15 protein-coding genes and 1 riboswitch are annotated in these 19,018 nt (G+C 45.9%); of the genes, 12 read left to right on the forward strand and 3 right to left on the reverse strand.

All coding sequences use genetic code 11. The features are described 5' to 3' along the window. The first annotated feature begins 991 nt into the window (after positions 1-991). The 6 genes from QUA33_RS25095 (at position 992) to QUA33_RS25120 (ending at position 8,561) form a co-directional block, all read left to right on the forward strand. Complete coding sequence (locus QUA33_RS25095; RefSeq protein WP_333073387.1) at positions 992-1,273, forward strand: 4a-hydroxytetrahydrobiopterin dehydratase; 282 nt, start codon at positions 992-994, stop codon at positions 1,271-1,273. Positions 1,274-1,433: 160 nt separating this feature from the next. Next, the gene (locus tag QUA33_RS25100) at positions 1,434-3,083 is read left to right on the forward strand and encodes an HD domain-containing phosphohydrolase (protein ID WP_333152113.1); all 1,650 of its coding nucleotides are present in this window, start codon (positions 1,434-1,436) and stop codon (positions 3,081-3,083) included. Positions 3,084-3,375: 292 nt separating this feature from the next. Then, positions 3,376-5,577 carry an iron uptake porin gene (locus tag QUA33_RS25105; RefSeq protein WP_333152116.1) on the forward strand — a complete coding sequence of 734 codons (2,202 nt, stop codon included), beginning with the start codon at positions 3,376-3,378 and terminating at the stop codon, positions 5,575-5,577. A 394-nt stretch (positions 5,578-5,971) separates the two neighbouring features. Next, positions 5,972-6,412, forward strand: coding sequence for an Rrf2 family transcriptional regulator (locus tag QUA33_RS25110; protein ID WP_333067256.1), 441 nt, complete (start codon positions 5,972-5,974; stop codon positions 6,410-6,412). 58 nt (positions 6,413-6,470) lie between these two features. Then, the gene (cysK, locus tag QUA33_RS25115; RefSeq protein ID WP_333100873.1) at positions 6,471-7,433 is read left to right on the forward strand and encodes a cysteine synthase A; all 963 of its coding nucleotides are present in this window, start codon (positions 6,471-6,473) and stop codon (positions 7,431-7,433) included. Positions 7,434-7,880: 447 nt separating this feature from the next. Continuing rightward, positions 7,881-8,561 carry a J domain-containing protein gene (locus QUA33_RS25120; protein WP_333152118.1) on the forward strand — a complete coding sequence of 227 codons (681 nt, stop codon included), beginning with the start codon at positions 7,881-7,883 and terminating at the stop codon, positions 8,559-8,561. A 106-nt stretch (positions 8,562-8,667) separates the two neighbouring features. On the opposite strand, the gene QUA33_RS25125 is transcribed toward QUA33_RS25120, so the two are convergent. Further along, positions 8,668-10,167: a cyclic nucleotide-binding domain-containing protein gene (locus tag QUA33_RS25125; RefSeq protein ID WP_333100876.1), complete on the reverse strand. Its 1,500-nt coding sequence runs from the start codon at positions 10,165-10,167 to the stop codon at positions 8,668-8,670. A 108-nt stretch (positions 10,168-10,275) separates the two neighbouring features. On the opposite strand from QUA33_RS25125, the gene QUA33_RS25130 reads away from it, so the two are divergent. Both QUA33_RS25130 and QUA33_RS25135 read left to right on the forward strand, forming a co-directional pair. Continuing rightward, entirely contained in the window at positions 10,276-10,530 is a 255-nt protein-coding gene (locus QUA33_RS25130) for a hypothetical protein (RefSeq protein WP_333152120.1), read from the forward strand. Positions 10,531-10,578: 48 nt separating this feature from the next. Further along, positions 10,579-11,451: a 6-carboxytetrahydropterin synthase gene (locus QUA33_RS25135; protein ID WP_333152121.1), complete on the forward strand. Its 873-nt coding sequence runs from the start codon at positions 10,579-10,581 to the stop codon at positions 11,449-11,451. Between the two features lie 156 nt (positions 11,452-11,607). Here the strand turns inward: QUA33_RS25135 and QUA33_RS25140 are convergent, their stop codons facing one another. Next, positions 11,608-11,733, reverse strand: coding sequence for a hypothetical protein (locus QUA33_RS25140; protein ID WP_333067264.1), 126 nt, complete (start codon positions 11,731-11,733; stop codon positions 11,608-11,610). Positions 11,734-11,764: 31 nt separating this feature from the next. Between QUA33_RS25140 and QUA33_RS25145 the strand changes: the two genes are divergently transcribed. After that, positions 11,765-13,876: a tetratricopeptide repeat protein gene (locus QUA33_RS25145; RefSeq protein WP_333152123.1), complete on the forward strand. Its 2,112-nt coding sequence runs from the start codon at positions 11,765-11,767 to the stop codon at positions 13,874-13,876. 397 nt (positions 13,877-14,273) lie between these two features. Continuing rightward, positions 14,274-14,834, forward strand: a complete 561-nt coding sequence (locus QUA33_RS25150; RefSeq protein ID WP_333152124.1) for a Uma2 family endonuclease — start codon at positions 14,274-14,276, stop codon at positions 14,832-14,834. Between the two features lie 201 nt (positions 14,835-15,035). Here QUA33_RS25150 and QUA33_RS25155 read toward each other — a convergent pair whose 3' ends face one another. Then, positions 15,036-16,172 carry a DUF262 domain-containing protein gene (locus QUA33_RS25155; RefSeq protein ID WP_333152126.1) on the reverse strand — a complete coding sequence of 379 codons (1,137 nt, stop codon included), beginning with the start codon at positions 16,170-16,172 and terminating at the stop codon, positions 15,036-15,038. A gap of 124 nt (positions 16,173-16,296) precedes the next feature. Next, a riboswitch (TPP riboswitch) is annotated at positions 16,297-16,393 on the forward strand. A gap of 7 nt (positions 16,394-16,400) precedes the next feature. Between QUA33_RS25155 and thiC the strand changes: the two genes are divergently transcribed. Both thiC and QUA33_RS25165 read left to right on the forward strand, forming a co-directional pair. Continuing rightward, complete coding sequence (gene thiC, locus QUA33_RS25160) at positions 16,401-17,774, forward strand: phosphomethylpyrimidine synthase ThiC (protein WP_333152128.1); 1,374 nt, start codon at positions 16,401-16,403, stop codon at positions 17,772-17,774. A 103-nt stretch (positions 17,775-17,877) separates the two neighbouring features. After that, positions 17,878-18,816, forward strand: a complete 939-nt coding sequence (locus QUA33_RS25165; protein WP_333152130.1) for an FkbM family methyltransferase — start codon at positions 17,878-17,880, stop codon at positions 18,814-18,816. Positions 18,817-19,018: the final 202 nt, after the last annotated feature.

Here is a 19,018-nt window from a genome sequence, read left to right on the forward strand (position 1 = left end):
CGTGCTTGGATGGCTCCTACGGACCAACCCCACGAAAACTTCATCTTCCCTGAAGAAGTTCTGCCTCGCGGTAACGCTCTGTAATCAGCGCGAAATATCAAAATTTTCAACATTTAAAAAGGGTAAGATAAAGTATTTTAGGCTTTACCCTTAATGCTTAAAAAGCTCCTGCCTGGTGGCGGGAGCTTTTTGTTTGCAGGATTCGATCGAATTAGCGGCCTAAAAAAAGTTGATTTTGTACAAAAACCAACTCTGCCTGTAGCTAGAACAACTTGTTTTTTTATATCTGGTGAACTCTCTCTCCTATCTGGCAAGAAATCGATCGGTCTTTCTCCGCCGCCAGAGTTGCCATGCACCTGATAACCGCACAGCCCGGATTCTGAAGAAAATATAAACAAATGGCGGAAACTGCGATCGCCCGATTGCTGTAGAGATCGATCGAAGACCTTGCAGCAGCAGTAATTTGCCCTCATCTTACAAAAATCTCAATTTGCCTCCCCCCACTTCTAATTCCTTGTGTTATTCTAATAATTGTGAATACTAGAACGATACTCAGAACGCAAGTTCTTCTGGTAACGCTGGCAATGGCTAGCGCACAAATCATCACCTTAAATCTTGTATTTAGGTGATGTGCGTTCCAATATTAAGCCATTTAGCTAAACCTGGAGGTGATGCCCATGATAGAAAGTAGTAAACGCATGGGTCATCAGATTGGAAACTACCGGCTGTGCGCCGGGGCCGCTCACTAGCAGTCAGCCGTCGTCTCCAACGGGAAACGACTTCCACGGGGAACCAGGCTGAGCTAGGGATTCTCCCGGCAGTCAGGTTCTAATCTGAAGACCCGCTAGACCGCTCTCACCTCAAATAGTGTTAAATCTTGAGTATTAAAACTTGAGGCTCAACACTATTGGTGAGAGCGGATAGTTTTTGGTCGGGGTTTCTACAAGTTGGCCGTTAATCTGCCATTGCTAATCCCAAAGAAAAAAAAATTATGGCTGAGCTAATTAACAATACTGAAATTCAAGAGCGCGCCAGTCAATTGTCTGACTGGACGGTTGAAGGTAAACAACTGCGGTGTACCCGTTTATTTAAAGATTTTATCGAAGCGATCGCCTTTGTAAATAAGTTGGTCGCCCCCTCAGAAGCCGCAGGACATCACCCCGACATAGAAATCTCCTACAACAAAGTTACAGTTAACTTGACAACCCACGATGCCGGAGGCTTAACTGAGAAAGACTTTGCGCTAGCCCAAGAGATTTCTACGCTAGATTAAAAGAGTGTCCGTTGGCCTAACAAGAGCCACTGCATCTAGCGACAGTCCCCGATCGCGGAAAGCTCGCAAATAAAAAATCGACTAGGGGTTAAAATCGGGTGTGAAAAAGTCGAGAGGCCAAACGTTCAATGTATAAAAGGCTATTCCCCATCATCCGAACATGATCGTATTTGAAAAGCCAGAGTTCAAGAACGAGTCTGCCGCAGAAAAAACCGATCTGATAGAAAAGCTTTTAGATATTGGCGCAGCTTTGTCAAGCGCCCAAGATTTGGGCGAGTTGTTAAACTTAATTTTATCCAAAAGTAGGGAAATTACCTACAGCGATGCTGGTAGCGTTTACTTAGTAGATCACAGTGACGAAACATCTAAGCTGCTGTTCAAGGTAGCCCAAAATGCTTCTAAACCGAGCCTGTCGTTTAAAGAGTTCGCTCTGCCACTGACCGACAAAAGTTTGACAGGATACGTGGCAATTACAGGTCAAAGTTTGAACCTGTCTGATGCCTACGACTTACCCCCCGGCGTACCCTATCGGCTAGATACCAGTTTTGACAGGGATATTAATTACCGCACTTGTTCGGTAATGGTACTGCCGATGCAAAACCGACAGGGCGAGACAATAGGCGTACTGCAACTGATCAACCGCAAAACAAAGGCAGATACGGTGCTGACAGCAGACAATGCCTGGGAATCGACTCAGCAGTATTCCGAGTGGGAAGAAAGGATAGTTCGATCGCTCGCTTCTCAAGCAGCAATCTCGATCGAGCGCAATCAGCTCCAAGATAGCATAGAAAATTTGTTCGAGGGCTTCGTGAAAGCCTCGGTGCAAGTCATAGAAGCCAGAGATCCCTGTACCTACGGTCATTCAGAACGAGTAGCAGCCCTCACAGTACGCCTTTCAGAAGAAGTAAACACCGTCAGCAGCGGACGACTGCGCTCTATTTACTTTAACAGCCGCCAAATTCAAGAAATTCGCTACGCCGCCCTGCTGCACGATTTTGGCAAAATCGGAGTCTCCGAAGCAGTTTTGACCAAACAGAAAAAGCTCTACCCCGCACAGCTAGAAATTATTCGCCACCGCTTTGGCTTAGCTCAGCGGACGATGGAAATGGAATGCGTCCAGTCTAAATATAAATACTTGCTGGAGCATTCAGCCTACCGAAAACACCCCCTCCAGGAGCCAGAGTGCCCTCAATGCCAGGAAATTGAACAGCTAGACACTAAGCTAGCAGAGGCGAAAGCCAGATTAGCAGAATACTGGGAAGTGCTGCTAGAGGCAAACGAGCCTCACATTTTGGCAGCAGAACCCCTAGCTCAACTGCGAGAGATTTCTCGACAAACTTACAGAGATATAGATGGGGCAAAGAAACCCCTGCTGAACCCAGACGAGATAATGCAATTGATGGTGTCGAGGGGCAACCTGACGCCGGAAGAACGATCGGCAATAGAATTTCACGTAACTCACACTTACGAGTTTCTGAAACAAATTCCTTGGACAAAAGATTTAAAAAATGTTCCAGACATTGCCTACGGACATCACGAAAAACTCGACGGCACAGGCTATCCGCGAGGCCTAAACAAGTCAGAAATTCCAATTCAAGCGCAATTGATGACGATCGCCGATATTTACGACGCCCTGACAGCAGGCGATCGCCCGTACAAACGAGCTCTGCGAACAGAGGTAGCGATGAAAATTTTGTGGCAAGAAGCAGCTCACAACAAAATCAACGCCGATTTGTTAGAATTGTTCGACCATCGCCAAGTCTTTAGCGTCCTCGGACACAGCTTGGAGGTTAAAGTCGAATCAGCCTAGACGAGTCGGGCGCGCTGTGCTAAAAAGTAAATAGGCGATCGGGCGCTATAAAGTGGGATCGGTAAAATCAATCGACAGCCCAAGCCTGGTCTGGTTTTGACGCAGTTGAGAACAGGTGAAAAAACAGGCTCGCTGCAGCCGTCAGTCACATCTATATACTCGGTCAGCCCGAAAGAATCAAAAGAAAAAGTGAATTTTAGGTCTCTTTTTAGAGTATGCTAGTTGAGCAACGACTGACCACATAGAAGACTAGAAAAGTTTCTCTGTAATCGGTGTGAGGATGAGAGTGAATATGTCGAAATTTTTGTGGAGTTACTTACTAATCAGCCCAGCAGTCTTAGGAGCTACCCTAGTAGTTTCTTCGAGCGCGATGGCAGCAGACGCTCAGCAGGCTGCTGATGCGCTCAATCCCGCTGTCGCTAAAGCTGAAACCGCTGAAACCTCCGAAGCGAAACTAAATGCTTTAGCTGCTGTTTCCGAAACAACTGCAGCCTCCGAGCCAGTAGAAGAAATTTCCCAAGTCGCTGGCAACGAAACCCCGGCAGCGATGGCAGATGTGACCACGGCTGCACCTGAAAGTGCGATCGTCGGAGCCAACACAGCCCCTGCTGAGGCAAATCCCCAAGCGGCATCACAACCTACAAGTAGTGAAGCTTTAGCCGCAGTTGAGACAACAGTCGCTCAACCAGTAGAAAATTCTGCCCCGGCAGCCCAACTAGAAACTCCCGCCCCGGCAGCTACCGCTCTCCCAGAGCAAATCGGTGCAGTTCAATTAGAAACTCCAGCCCCGGCAGTGGCAGAGTCGGCAGAACAAAGTTTGCCAAAACCCGCTGAATCTGTAGCCCAAACTGCCGCACCACAACAGCAAAACCCAGCCACCACATTAGAACAGCTCAACCAGTACAGCACCGAAGGTGCTGCCGGCGGCGAAACTGAAGGTCAAGTTACCTCAGTATCTCAACTTTCCGACGTGCGGCCCACAGACTGGGCCTTCCAAGCACTGCAATCCCTAGTCGAGCGCTACGGCTGTATTGCCGGTTATCCCGACGGCACCTTCCGCGGCAACCGCGCAATGACTCGCTACGAATTCGCAGCCGGTTTAAATGCTTGCTTAGATAAGGTGAGCGAGCTAATTAGAGGCGGCACTGGCAACTTCGCTACGAGAGATGACTTGGCGGCCCTCCAACGGCTCCAAGAAGAATTTGCAGCGGAACTGGCAACCCTGCGCGGTCGCGTCGATGCTCTCGAAGCTCGGACATCCGAACTCGAAGCCAACCAATTCTCCACCACTACTAAGCTGACTGGGGAAGCAATTTTCGCTCTCAGCGATGACTTTGGTGGCAACGTTGGCTTGTTTGGCAGAGACGAAAGAAGATTAGGCAGCGACAACAATGAAGCTGTCTTCCAACAACGGGTGCGCCTGAATTTAAATACTAGCTTCACCGGCAGGGACTTACTGCTGACCAGGCTTCAAGTCGGCAACGGTCGCAACTTCAACCTTGGTGCTACAAGCGAAGGCACTCAAACTTGGAACGTAGTCGGCAGAACCGATAACGTTGTGGCCCTCGACACCTTGCTATACAAGTTCCCCGTCGGTCAGCGACTCAACGTTAGCCTGATAGCCAACGCTGGCGTTTGGGACGACATTATGCCGACTGTCAACCCTTACTTTGAAGACTTTGACGGCGGCAACGGAGCACTGAGCGCCTTTGGACAGCGCAACCCCATCTACCGCTTGGGCGGTGGCGCAGGTATTGGCTTTGACTATGCCTTTGGCGGCAGGGGCTTACTTGGCGGCGTGTTCGGCCCAACTTCTCTGTCATTTGGTTATTTGGCGTCAAATGCAGCCAGTCCGGTTAAGGGTGCTGGCTTGTTGAACGGCGACTACGCGGCGATGGGTCAGTTGACTTTTACTCCTGGACGCAACTTGCAAGTTGCTTTCAACTATAACCACGGTTACTTTAACCGAGGTAACTTCGGCTTTGACAACGGTTTGGGAAATGGAATCGACAATCTCGGCGGTTTCACCGGTACCGGCGTGGCTAATTCTCTCAACGGTTTGAGCGAGGGCTTTGACGGCTTCCGGGCTCGCAAAGTTGTCACCAACTCCTACGGCGCTCAGGCTTCGTTGCGACTGAGCCCGAGATTTATCCTTGGTGGCTGGGCAGGTTTAACCAATGCCCGAATTCTAGGCATCGGCGATGCGAAAATCTGGAACTACGCTGTCACCTTGGCTTTGCCTGATTTAGGGAAAGAAGGCAACTTGCTAGGGCTCGTGGTAGGTCGTGAGCCTTACTTGGATGACCTTGAAGCATCGAGGAGTTTGCGGAACTTCCGCAACGATGACTCGTATCACGTTGAAGGGTTCTACAAGTTTCAGCTCTCGGACAACATTTCTGTTACTCCGGGCGTGATTTGGGTGACAAATCCTAATCAAGATGACCGTAATGATGACATCATCATTGGTACTCTGAGAACTACTTTTACGTTCTAAGAGCGGGTTAGAGGAGGCAGGGAGGTTATACCCTCTCTGCCGGCCACTCTAAAGGCCAAGTTTAGCCCTGCCGAGCGCAGGGCTTTTTTGTTTGCGGGACGAAGGGGGCGCCAAGAATATATTAAAAATTAAAAATTATTAGTGATAGACGCAGAAACCCAGTTTATTGAGGTAATGCCGTCGTAGAAGCGGAGATAGTCGAAACTAGCAACTGGGTTTCACAGAAGCGCGAGTGCCGATCGTCCCAAGGATGAAGCGATGAAAGTCGATTAAGTTCAGTGGAAAACCGGGGTATAATAAAAGGTAAAGTTAGGAGTTAGAATTAAGAACTCAACATTGAGGAGAATTTTAACATCTGACTTCGGAGTTGATAATTCTGGTATTGGAAGCAATTATGGTAGAACTCTCCTGTAAAAGCGAATACGCAATCTTAGCTTTGCTGGAGCTTGCCGATTGCTACGAAGAAGGCGAGCCTCTGCAAATTCGCCAGATAGCAGCTCAGCAAAATATTCCCGATCGATATTTAGAGCAGTTGCTGGCTACGATGAGACGCTGCGGGCTGATTCGCAGCCAGCGAGGAGCTAAGGGAGGTTATCTTTTGGCGAGGGAACCCTGGAAAATAACACTTCTAGAAATTATCAACTGTCTCGAAGGCTCAGAGTTCGATCGCTCTGAAAAAGACTCGCCTGCTCAAACTGTAGAAAGTGCGGTGATTTGGGAAGTTTGGCAAGAAGCCCGATCGATTGCCAACTCGGTTTTGCAAAAATACACGCTACAGGATCTGTGCGAAAAGCGCAATGGCAGACGGCAGCTCGATATCATGTATTACATCTAGTTAAAATATTGCCAACTAGGAATTAACATTTACTTTCAACCACAAACTGACAAAGATTATGCGTATTGCTGGCGACATTACAGAATTGGTAGGGCGGACGCCCTTGGTGCAACTCAACCGCATTCCCCAAGCTGAAGGCTGCTTGGCTCGGATTGTGGTAAAACTCGAAGGCATGAATCCGGCAGCATCGGTGAAAGACCGCATCGGTGTCAGTATGGTCAATCAAGCAGAGGCCCAAGGGCTGATTACTCCAGGCAAAACGGTTTTAGTGGAACCGACTTCTGGCAATACCGGAATTGCTCTGGCAATGGTGGCGGCGGCTAAGGGCTACCAGTTGATTTTGACAATGCCGGATACGATGAGCACGGAACGCAGATCGATGCTGCGAGCTTACGGCGCCCAACTAGAACTGACTCCCGGAATTGAGGGCATGAGCGGCTGCATCCGCCGCGCTCAAGAGATTGTGGATAAAACTCCCAATGCGTATATGTTGCAGCAGTTTCGGAATCCAGCGAACCCGCAGGTTCACCGTTCGACAACGGCTGAGGAAATTTGGGAAGATACAGACGGCGAGGTGGATTTCCTGATTTCGGGAGTCGGCACGGGCGGTACGATTACGGGTGTCGCAGAGGTGATTAAGTCGCGGAAACCCGAGTTTAAGGCGATCGCCGTTGAGCCGGCCAACAGTCAGGTACTGTCGGGCGGAAAGCCAGGGCCTCACAAAATTCAAGGTATCGGTGCTGGTTTTGTGCCGCCGGTGCTGAATGTGGATTCGATCGACGAAATTATAATTGTTACGGATGACGAGGCGATCGCCTACGGCCGTCGCTTGGCCAGAGAAGAAGGACTTTTGTCCGGTATTTCCAGCGGTGCGGCACTATGTGCGGCGGTGAAAGTCGGCAAGCGTCCCGAAAATGCAGGGAAATTGATTGTAATGATTCAGCCTAGCTTCGGCGAACGCTATCTGAGCACTCCTTTGTTCCAAGATCCAGAACTCAATCTGGCGATGGCCCTCAACTAGGTCAACCTGCAGCTAAGTTGCAGCAACACGGAGCAGGGCGTACACTGTACGCCCTGCTTGGCTTTTTAGATTCAAGAATGGCGGTAGATTCTAGCTTCCTCGATCGCGAATGATGCCGAATTTGTGAATGTGCTTTTTTTTGAACAGCTTTCGGCGTGTTAGCGAAGCGGGCGCTGAGCGCTCTTGTGGGGACGAAGGAAGACAAAAGAAAAGAAGGAGCTAACTGTTGGCGGGAGCAGCGCTATAGAAGTCCTCAATGTGCAACGGCTTGCCACTTCAAAAGCATCAATGTTTTTCTAAAATAGATTTATGATAATTTGAAAACAGACGTTTTTTACTTACACTTTTTGACATTTATATCAAATAAATACCTAATAAATTACCAAATAATGATATTTTTGTCAAGCACTTTTTTGCAAATAATCCAGATTTCAAGGAAATAAGAGCGTGTCTTCCGTTACCAATCACTACAAAACCCTAAAGATTAGCCCAACCGCAACACAAGCCGAGATTAAACAAGCATACCGCCGTTTAGTCAAATTATTTCATCCAGACAGCCGCAGCGACACAGCGGGTCACGAAGAAATTGTCCGCCTCAATGCAGCCTATGAAATATTAGGAGACGCCCAGCACAGACAATCTTACGATCGCCAACTTTCCCAGCAAAGTGAACAGGAATCACCCAGCGCACCAAACGTCAGCCGCCAGCAAAAACAAACAGGGAGGGAGGCCGATGAACAAATGGAACAGTGGCTGATTAAAGTATACAAACCAGTCAATAGAATGCTCAACAGCATCTTGAAGCCACTTAAAAAAGAAATAGACGAATTGTCCGCAGATCCGTTTGATGACGAACTGATAGAAAAGTTTCAACTTTATATCGAAACCAGCCGCGAGTTTCTCAAAAAAGCTCATAACTTTCTTACATCAATGCCCAATCCATCTAATGTAGCCGGAGTTGCGGCCCATCTCTACTACTGTATCAATCAAGTCGGAGACGGAATAGAAGAATTGCAGCTATTTACCCTCAATTATGACGATCGCCACTTGCACACCGGTCAAGAACTGTTTAGAATTGCCGCTAGACTGCGGCGGGAAGCGCAGGATGAATTAAAAATTAAAATTTAAAAAAGCAGATTGTTCCCTCTTCCCTCTTCCCTCTTCCCTCTTCCCTCTTCCTTCTTCCTGGCATCCGTTACATCCGTTACAGAATCCGTTGCCGAACTTCCTTCTTTCAAATTCCAAAAAGGACTTGAATTCGCTTGCGAATTTTAATAAAAGGAGTTTGTTCCAGAGAGTCGCCATCTAACAATCCCAAATCTCTCAAAGCTTGCTGGCGTTGCGACAATTTTTGAGCAATCTGATCGGCTAAATTGGGTTGTTCTCTTAAAAGTTTTTGTAAATCGTGACGTTCCACCACAAACAAAATTGCATCTTCGCTAGTTTTAACAGTTGCCGTTCTCGGAGTACCCAACAGCAAAGATATTTCCCCAAAAAACTCGCCCTCGTGAAGGGTAGCAATATACTGACCGGCTTTTTGAGAAAGAACTTCTACAGTACCTGAAAGAATAATATAAAAAGAATCGCCAGGGTCATTTTCCTTACATACCACCTGTCCCGCTGGAAACAGTTGTCGGTAGCCGTATTCAATTAACTGCCGCAGTTCTAAATCCGTACACTGTTCAAAATAAGTTACTCGCCTCAACAAATCTCGCAGCGTCCAATTATTAGGGGATTTAGGCGCTGGATTTTTATGTTCAGAAACGGGCGGATTAGATTTGATGTCGGCTGAAGGTTTAGCATTCTGCGGAAAAAGTTTGCCGTTGGAATTATCGTCTTTGTTAGGGTAAAAAAGTTTAGTTAACTCTTGCGGGTTTCGCAGCCACAAATCCCGCTGGGGAAATGGAATTTCGATATTTCGGTGGCGCAATTCGTAATCTATTAAAAAATTTACCGCACTTTTAATCGCATCGCTTTCCTGTGGCTGGTCAATCCAAACTAAAAGTTCAAAATTTAAAGCGTTATCTCCAAAACCGTGAAACCATACTTTAGGAGAAGGATGGGACAAGACATTCGATTCCATCCGCGCCGCAATTAACAGCGCTTCCGTAACTATTACTGGGTCAGAGCCGTAAGCAACACCGACGGGGATGTGGAGGCGACATCTGGGGTCTCTGTAACTCCAGTTAATAATGTTAGTTTCGACAAACTTAATATTTGGTATGATTACAAATAGACCGTCAATTGTTTTAATAATTGTAGAGCGAATCGAAATTGTTTCTACTGTTCCTAATAACTTGTCGATTTCAATAAAGTCTCCGACTCTAATTTGGTGTTCAAATAGCAGGGTGAGTCCGCTGATAAAGTTACTGGCGAGATTTTGCAAGCCGAAGCCGAAACCAATGCCGACCACCCCAGCTAAGACGGTGAGAGAAGTGAGGTTGATACCGGAAGCTTGCAGGACGAATATACAGCCAATAGTGGCTAAAATATAGCTAATGATCGTAGAAATTGCTTCTCGACTGCCGCGATCCAATCTCATCCGAACTAGCACGCTGCGCTTGATTCCTTCACTGATAATCTTAGCTATAATCAAGGCAAATATAGCTAAGATTATCAGTTTGACGATCGCACTGATGGACAGATGAGTGTCCCCGATATAGAATAGCGGGGTTGTCATCGCACCCGATAAATGGTCAAAAAAGCGATCGGCTCGTGCAGTAATCGAATTCATTAATATTGGGTAATGGGTAATTGGTGATTAGTTTTGAGCGCAACTGAACTGCCAACGGCTAACTATTGCAGAGCTTAGGGGAAAAACTCGAACTGTGGAGTGTCGTGTGTGGCAAAAAAGTCGATTCCCTTGGGAATAGCTCAGCTTCACCCACTCTCTCAAAGACCCGTAACTGATGGGTTAGTAACTGATGGCGAGAAACTGTTTTGTAGCGGTATTTTCTGCCGGATATCTTTGTGGTGGCCTAAAAAGGGCCCGGCGCGATCGAGCAACTTGTGGCCAATATTTGGAAAATTGGTAGAAATTCATTTACAGCACCCTCAAATAATCGAAAAATTCCCGCAAAAATTAGTTTATCCTTAAGAAGTAAGTCCTTTACAGAACTTAACAAGCTTACCCTACTTGACTTTTATGCAGTGCATCATCAATCGTCGGGCACAGTTTTCGGCGAGTCACCGGTACTGGCTGCCGGAGTTAAGCGAAGCCGAGAACTTTGAGCGGTTTGGTCCAACTGCCCGCGCACCGGGACACGGACACAATTACGTCCTTTACGTTTCCATGATAGGCGAACTCGACGAGTACGGCATGGTGCTCAACCTGTCTGATGTCAAGCACGTCATCAAGCGGGAAGTTATCAAGGATCTCGATTTTTCCTACCTTAACGAAGCGTGGCCGGAATTTGAGCAGACTCTGCCAACTACCGAAAACATAGCACGGCAAATTTGGTTGCGGCTAGCTCCTCATTTGCCTGTGAGTAAAATTCAATTGTTTGAACATCCCGAACTTTGGGCTGAATATTTAGGAAACGGAATGGAAGCTTATCTAACTTTGTCCACTCATTTTAGCGCCGCCCATCGGTTGGCTCGTCCCGATTTGAGCTTTGAAGAAAACTCGGAAATTTACGGCAAATGTGCTCGTCCCAACGGTCACGGTCACAATTATCATTTAGAGGTGACTGTTAAAGGGGAAATTGATGCGCGGACTGGGATGATTGCTGATTTGGGAGCTTTGCAAAAAGCCGTTGACGATTATGTTGTTGAACCGTTCGATCACACTTTTTTAAATAAGGATATTGCTTATTTTGAGAACGTTGTGCCGACTGCGGAGAATATTGCTGTTCGGATCGGGCAATTATTGCGATCGCCCGTTCGGGAATTGGGCGCAGAGTTGCACAAGATTAAGCTGATTGAAAGTCCGAATAATAGCTGTGAAATTTTCGGCGCTGATTTAGAAGAAGTGGCGGTTGAACATCAGCAGCCGGAAGCGATTTTAGCTAGGGTTTAGAGTTAAAAATGGTCGGTTGGGGCGGGTTCACCCGGATAGTTGGCTAATTGTGCAGATTGGTGAAGCCACCCCTACCAGCCTAATGATGATTCCGAGAGTTATCCAACCCCATGAGGCGCGAGAATATATTCTTCGATCAAAGTTCGACAGCCAGAATTACTGGCAGTTTTCCTGAAAAGTCAGACTCCGCGCGTATTTTGGAGATAGTAAGTCAGCATTCCTCATGTCAGCTATTCTAACTGCTGAGACGATGAGGTCGATCGCCCGATCGCTGACAACCAAGCACTAATTTCTCCTAAATGAGTTGACGTTTATGCGCGTCTCTAATCTAGCTCTCTTGACTCTGGCTGCCCTCGCATCCCACAATTTAACTGCTAATACTAGCGCCAATCCTGCTGCAAATCCTATTTCTCCTGAGACACCGCAGGCTAGCAACTTTGTTGATGCGGTAAATAATACTGAATCGCGTCCGGCTGAGTCAATTAGCGAGCCTGAGACGATCGCCCACGAACAATTTTCTCCAAATACTACCCTATCCCGTCGGGCTGAGTCAATTAGCGAGTCTGAGACGATCGCTCACGAACAATTTTTCCCAAATACTACCGCATCCCGTCGGGCTGAGTCAATTAGCGAGCCTGAGACGATCGCCTACGAACAATTTTCCCCGCGAATTGCTGTAAAATCGCCGACAGGTTTGCTAGTAGCGGCCGCTCAACCCGATTTATCTGCTAGTGCAAAAACCAAGGCGAATACTCCTGCTGCATCCGGCGATGAACTAACAAAATCTTTACAAGAAACCTGGCTGGCTAAATTAATCGAAACTGGGGTTGAGACCAATCCTCAAGTTCGCGAGGTTTTCGCTTTTATCTCCCCGTCTAGTGGCAGTTCTGAATCTGGATACGGTTTTAATAGTACCATAACTTTGCTCAATATTTTACTACTTCTTGGTACTGTATTTCCACCAGTGACAATTGCCTTTTTTTGGATGATGCGACGGCTGATAATCAAACACTTAGTTGCGGATGCCAATAAACGATTGCAAGGCATTGGTGTATTGGAATCAGAACTCATAAATTCTAGCCAACTGACTCAAAAGTTGAAAAATGAATTAGAAGCGCAAATGAGTGCAGCTAAACAATCTATTGATTTTTTAACTAGAGAAACTGAACTTTCCAAATCTTCCGTCGAGCAAATTGAGACTCTAAAATCTCAATTTATCATGCACCTGCAAGTTTTGCGTACAGAAGTTGACGAGAAAAAATCTCAAATTGTTCAAGAAATTTCCCAAGTTCCCGCAGTTGTTGCCAAAGAAGCTCTCAAAGTCGCACCTCAACCGCCCTTAAACACTTCCCAAAATTCGCAAACGGTACCTGCTAGCAACGAAAAGTTGATTGCTGACGATTATATCAAGCAAGCCGAAGGGCTTTATTTTGATGGCAATTATGATGAAGCATTAGTGTGTTTGGAAAAAGCTGTTTTAGCGAATAAATTTTTGAATGAGGCTTGGTATTGGCGCGGAAATGTGTTACTAAGATTGCAGCGCATGGAAGAAGCACTCGCCTGTTACGACCAAGCAATCTTAATTAAACCGGATAATTACGAAGCATGGTATAATAAAGCGCATTTGCTGGGCAAATTGCACAGGTACGAAGAGGCGATCGCCTGTTACGAGCGAGCAAGTTTGAGCGAATCTAGAAAATACGGTTGTTGGCACAGTATAGCGGCTTTGTTGGGTCAATTGCAGCATTACGAAGAAGCGATCGCCAGTTACGATCGCGCCCTCGCTATCAAAGCAACCGACAGCGAAATTTGGCACAACCGAGGTGCGATGCTGGCCAAAGTACAGCAGTACGCAGCAGCAGTTGATTCTTACGATCGCGCTCTTGAACTCAATTCCAAGAGATATGAAACTTGGTACAATCGAGGCAATATGCTGTGGAGACTGCTGCGCTACAGCGATGCTATTGATTCTTACGAGCGGGCGATCGCCATCCGGCCCGATAAATACGAAGTTTGGTACAATAGAGCCGCTGTGTTCGGAAAAATGCAGCGATATCAAGAATCGATCGAATCCTACGACAAAGCAATAGCCCTTAAACCGCAGGATTTTGAAGTGTGGCACAACCGAGGCGCAGCTTTCGATAAACTGTCGCAGCACGAAGCAGCAATTGCCTCTTACGAATCAGCAATTACCCTTAATTCCGAGTGTTACGAAGCTTGGTTTGGTAAAGGCGAATCTTTAACCAAATTGCAGCGCCACGAAGAAGCGATCGCAGCATATGAGAAAGTGATTGCTATTAAGCCAGACTCCTACGATGCTTGGCGTCATCTGGGGATAGTCTTGTCTGAATTAAAGCGCTATGAGGAAGCAATGGCAGCTTACGATCGAGCTATTGCCATCAAACCAGAAAATGCCGAAGCTTGACGCGATCGAGGCGCAATTGAATCAGAATTAAAGCACGATACAGACAAAATTGACTCCGGGGAAACAGAGAATTAAACTCAGTCAAAATCCGGTTCTTCAAAATTTATAAGTGTCAGGTAATCGGGAGGCAAGCCCTATTTTTAAGTTGGTAATAAATGAGAATATGTTGCCTGTATATCGATATCAACTTTTGCAACAACACTCAAATTTAACTGTATTAATAGTTGGCGAGCTACCATCCCTACAGTTATTGACGAGTATTTAATCCGATTTGATAGCCATTTAAATGCTTTTTGTCTACGGTTTGTCATCTAAACTTTTCCTCTTTTTGCCGCTCCGTTTGGGGCGTTTTTTTTATGGTAAATTTAGGTAAGCTGCAAACAAGGAGAATAGTTATATGTCTGTTCAGCTTCAAAAACGGTTATTTACAGTAAAAGAATATCATTTGATGACTGAGGTTGGTATTCTCTCGGAGGGCGATCGGGTAGAACTCATAGAAGGAGAGATTGTTAAAATGGCTGCAATTGGTACTCGTCATGCAAGTTCTGTTAAGCGTCTCACCAGGCGCTTCAGCCTCATTCCAGAAGATCGGGTCACTTTGGGTGTCCAAGACCCTATCCAGTTGACTGAGCGCACTGAACCTCAACCGGATGTTGTATTGCTGCAACCTCGCGCTGATTACTACGCCACAGCCCATCCAATACCGTCTGAAGTTTTGCTGCTAGTTGAGGTTTCAGATAGTACGGTTGATTATGACAGAGATGTGAAAGTATCCATTTACGCGCGATCACTCATTCAGGAAGTTTGGCTGGTAGATTTAGTTAAAAATTGTTTGGAAGTCTACCGTCAGCCAGGCCCGAACGGTTATAGTTTAATGCTCAAGTTTTGGCGCGGTCAACAAGTTGCGCCGCTGGCTTTTCCCGATTTAGAAGTGAGCGTTGATTTTATATTGGGTTAGGGCGAGCGCGCCACTCGTAAACCTACTGCTATCTTAACTTACAATATATTTCACAGCCTAAATCAGCGCAACTTCTATTAGGTGGGTAATCAAGTGATGTATTGCACTTATATAGAATTTGTGGCTAATTGATAGCCAGAGGTTAGACCTGAAACACAGGAATCTCTAATCATAATTAACGCTAGTTTTATGCCATACTTACTATTCCAAATTTCCTAAATAATAGGACGCAACTTCTAACCTCTTCCTAACATTCTCTAGGCTAGTAAGATTGCGTACTTTTTGAGCTACTCCACTAAAATTATCATCTTCTGTAAGTGATGTATAGCGTTCTCCCAGTTGTTCAAGATTATTAATTTTGCCTTGTTCTAACCTGCGGGCAGTAACTACCATTACAGCTTCAAAGTAAGTAGGTATCAATAATTTTTGAGGTTTAAAAGCTTTGTTACCCAGACTTTTATGGAGTACTTCAATCGTTGGGATAAATGCCTTTATTATTTGTTCTTCTGATTGGCGGGCAAGGTGCCTATTTTGCCTCATGTATTGATTAAGAAATTCTTTTAGAGAAGGCTTATAATCGTTTCCCTCGAAGTAAAAAGCCAGGAATCGTAAAATAAGTTCTTGATCTTTCCCGTTTTTGTCTGGGAGACCAAATATCTGACGCCACGCGGGGTTTTTATTTAGTTGCCTTAGCAAATTATTGAGTTCGCCGTGATAGATGCAAGCACGAATTTCCTGCGGTTTAAGGATAGTACCTCCGGTATTCAGCCTTTCAAAGATATAGTAAATACTACTCTCGTCGTTTGCATAAAGTGGCTCGACAACTGTAGCCGATACAACCGAGTCATCTAACTGGCGTCGGTATGCGTCTTTCAGTGATTTATATGTCTCCTTCTCAAATTCTGTATGAACCCCTTTCAGAGCAAACGAGTGCCGACTGTTGGGAAACTTGCCTTGATAGAAATATAAAAGGCTACGTAATCTTTGCTGACCATCAATCACCAGCAGTTTTTTTGTTTCTCGCTCTTTTGCTAGAAATATGCCGGGAACTGGCAGACCAAGCAAGAGTGATTCTATAAAACGCGATGCTTGTCTTGGTTTCCAGACATAAGCACGCTGGAACTCTGGAATAAATACGTCTTCGCTTTCCAGGCGTCTAACTAGACCCGCTACATCAAAATCAATTCGAGAAACTGCTATGGAAAATCTGGAGGGAATAATGTCCTCCTCATCTTCCCCGCTATCATCTTCCCCGCTATCCTGAATATCGTTTTCCTGTTCCTCATCCGCTAGATATTTTGGGGAAGATGTCTCGCTGTTTGACTCAAATGTAGTCATCTTGTAGCCTCCTTTCTGCCTGAGTTATTAGATATTATAGACCGATCGCTCCCCTCATCTATATCTCAATATTAAGATTTCCTTAGTTGCTGCCGTGGCGCACAGAAATCGGTGATACAATCAACAGCTTAGCTAGGGGTGCCCGAATATCCGGGCTGAGAAAACACCCTTAGAACCTGAGTCTGGGTAATACCAGCGGAGGGAAGCTGTTTATCAAGGAAATTAAATATGCGTACCGAATGGATCGCGAAGCGTCAGGGGCACACCAATGTATCTCAAATGCACTACGCCCGCCAAGGTGTAATTACTGAGGAAATGCACTTTGTTGCGAAGCGAGAAAATCTCCCGCCAGAACTTATCCGCGCCGAAGTAGCGCGGGGACGGATGATTATTCCGGCTAATATCAATCACACGAATTTAGAACCAATGGCGATCGGCATTGCCTCTAAATGCAAAGTCAATGCTAATATCGGTGCATCTCCAAACTCTTCCAATATGGAAGAAGAAGTTGACAAGCTTAAACTAGCAGTTAAATACGGCGCTGATACCGTGATGGACTTGTCCACCGGCGGCGGTAATTTGGATGAAATTCGCACTACAATTATCAAAGCTTCACCGGTGCCGATCGGTACTGTACCAATTTACCAAGCTTTAGAAAGCGTTCACGGTAATATGGAAAGTCTGACGGCGAATGACTTCCTTCACATCATTGACAAACACGCTCAACAAGGTGTTGATTACCAAACAATTCACGCCGGAATTTTGATCGAGCATTTGCCCTTGGTGAAAAATCGGCTAACTGGAATCGTCTCTCGCGGCGGCGGTATTTTGGCGCGGTGGATGCTGCATCACCACAAACAAAATCCTCTCTACACTCACTTTAACGACATCATTGAAATCTTCAAAAAATACGATGTTTCGTTTAGTTTGGGAGATTCTCTGCGCCCCGGTTGCACTCACGATGCGTCGGATGATGCTCAATTAGCCGAACTCAAAACTTTGGGACAATTAACTCGCAAAGCTTGGGAACATGACGTGCAGGTAATGGTGGAAGGCCCCGGCCACGTGCCGATGGATCAAATTGAGTTTAATGTCAAGAAACAAATGGAGGAATGTTCCGAAGCACCCTTCTATGTTTTGGGGCCGTTGGTGACAGATATTGCGCCTGGATACGACCACATTACCTCAGCAATTGGGGCAGCGATGGCTGGTTGGTACGGTACTGCAATGCTGTGTTACGTGACACCGAAGGAACACTTAGGATTGCCGAATGCTGAGGATGTCCGAAACGGGCTGATTGCTTACAAAATAGCGGCTCACGCTGCAGATATTGCACGGGGTCGTCCGGGTGCGCGCGATCGCGATGATGAACTCTCGAAAGCGCGTTACAATTTCGATTGGAACCGTCAATTTGAGCTGTCATTAGATCCAGAACGAGCCAAGGAATATCACGACGAAACTTTGCCTGCCGATATCTACAAAACTGCCGAATTCTGTTCGATGTGCGGCCCTAAATTCTGTCCGATGCAGACTAAGGTTGATGCCGATGCTTTGACGGAATTAGAGAAGTTTTTGGCTAAGGAACCTGTAGCCCAAAGCTAATTGGATTAATTCGTAGGGTGGGCCAACCCCACCTTCCTTAATTGTAAAGCTGTTGCAAATTTACATTTGTGCTAACTTGTTACTTTTAGGTTCATCCTCAGTTATGTTTAATGACAATAAGCCACCGATCACTGGTATTTTCCCGATAGTTGCTTCGTTAACAGAATATTTTGAGCGAAATTTAGTTGTTATAGATGTTGGCTGTAGATGGGGGTTTGCTGATGTTTGGTCTGTTTTTGGTTCTCATGTCACCTTAATAGGATTTGATCCAGATCCTGCCGAATGTGAGCGATTGAAGACTACCTATCAAGGCTCTTCTGATGTACATTTTGTTGCTAAGGCATTGGGAGATTCCGAGGGGAAACTGCCACTTTTTCTCACCGCTGAACCAGCTTGTAGTTCTTTATACAAACCTGATTCATCACTTACAAGCTCTATGCCTCATCTAGCTTGTGCAAGATTGGTTGGCGAAACAGAGGTTGATTTAACGACATTGGATACCTGGGCTTCGTCTACTGGTGTCAATGAAGTGGATTTCCTTAAACTTGATACTCAAGGATCGGAATTGGGAGTTTTAGAGGGCGCTGAAAATTGCTTACAGTCCATACGCGCTTTACAAATTGAAGTAGAATTTAACCCTATTTATTTGGGTCAGCCTCTTTTCAGCGATATCGACTCTTTTCTGCGTAAGCGAGGCTTCGTTCTGTGGCGACTAACAAATCTTTGTCACTATAGCACTTTACCAGAAGCCTCAGCCTTCAAACATAAAGACGTACAAATTTTCGACGGGCGGGTCGTTCCCATTTCAGCACAGGGAGGGCAACTTTTTTGGGGAGAGGCTTACTATGTCCGAAAAGAAATAGCTTATTCAGAAGAAACCAGTGATTGGCAAGCTTGCCTCCGGGATGGCGCTATAATGAGCACTTTGGGATTTCGCGACCTTGCTGGAGCTAGACTTCAACAAGCACTACACCATGCACCATCAAATATTGTTCCTGCAATCAAGCGAGTATTAACAACATACTACTCACCATTTGCATAATACAGCTCGTGACGCAATAATTAGTTGGGCGCGCGAATCGCTTTGCCCATCCTATACAGTTTTAGGTTATGATTGAGAATTATTAAACTGAATTTTTCAAAGGCACTTGCTTTGCATAGGATAAACGTAATTGCTCAACTAGGGGAAAAAAGGGAGCCATGAAGAGAGAGGGCTTTTTGAATAGCTTGATAAGCAGTTAAGC

The organism is Microcoleus sp. Pol14D4 (assembly GCF_036701245.1).
GTDB lineage: Bacteria > Cyanobacteriota > Cyanobacteriia > Cyanobacteriales > Microcoleaceae > Microcoleus.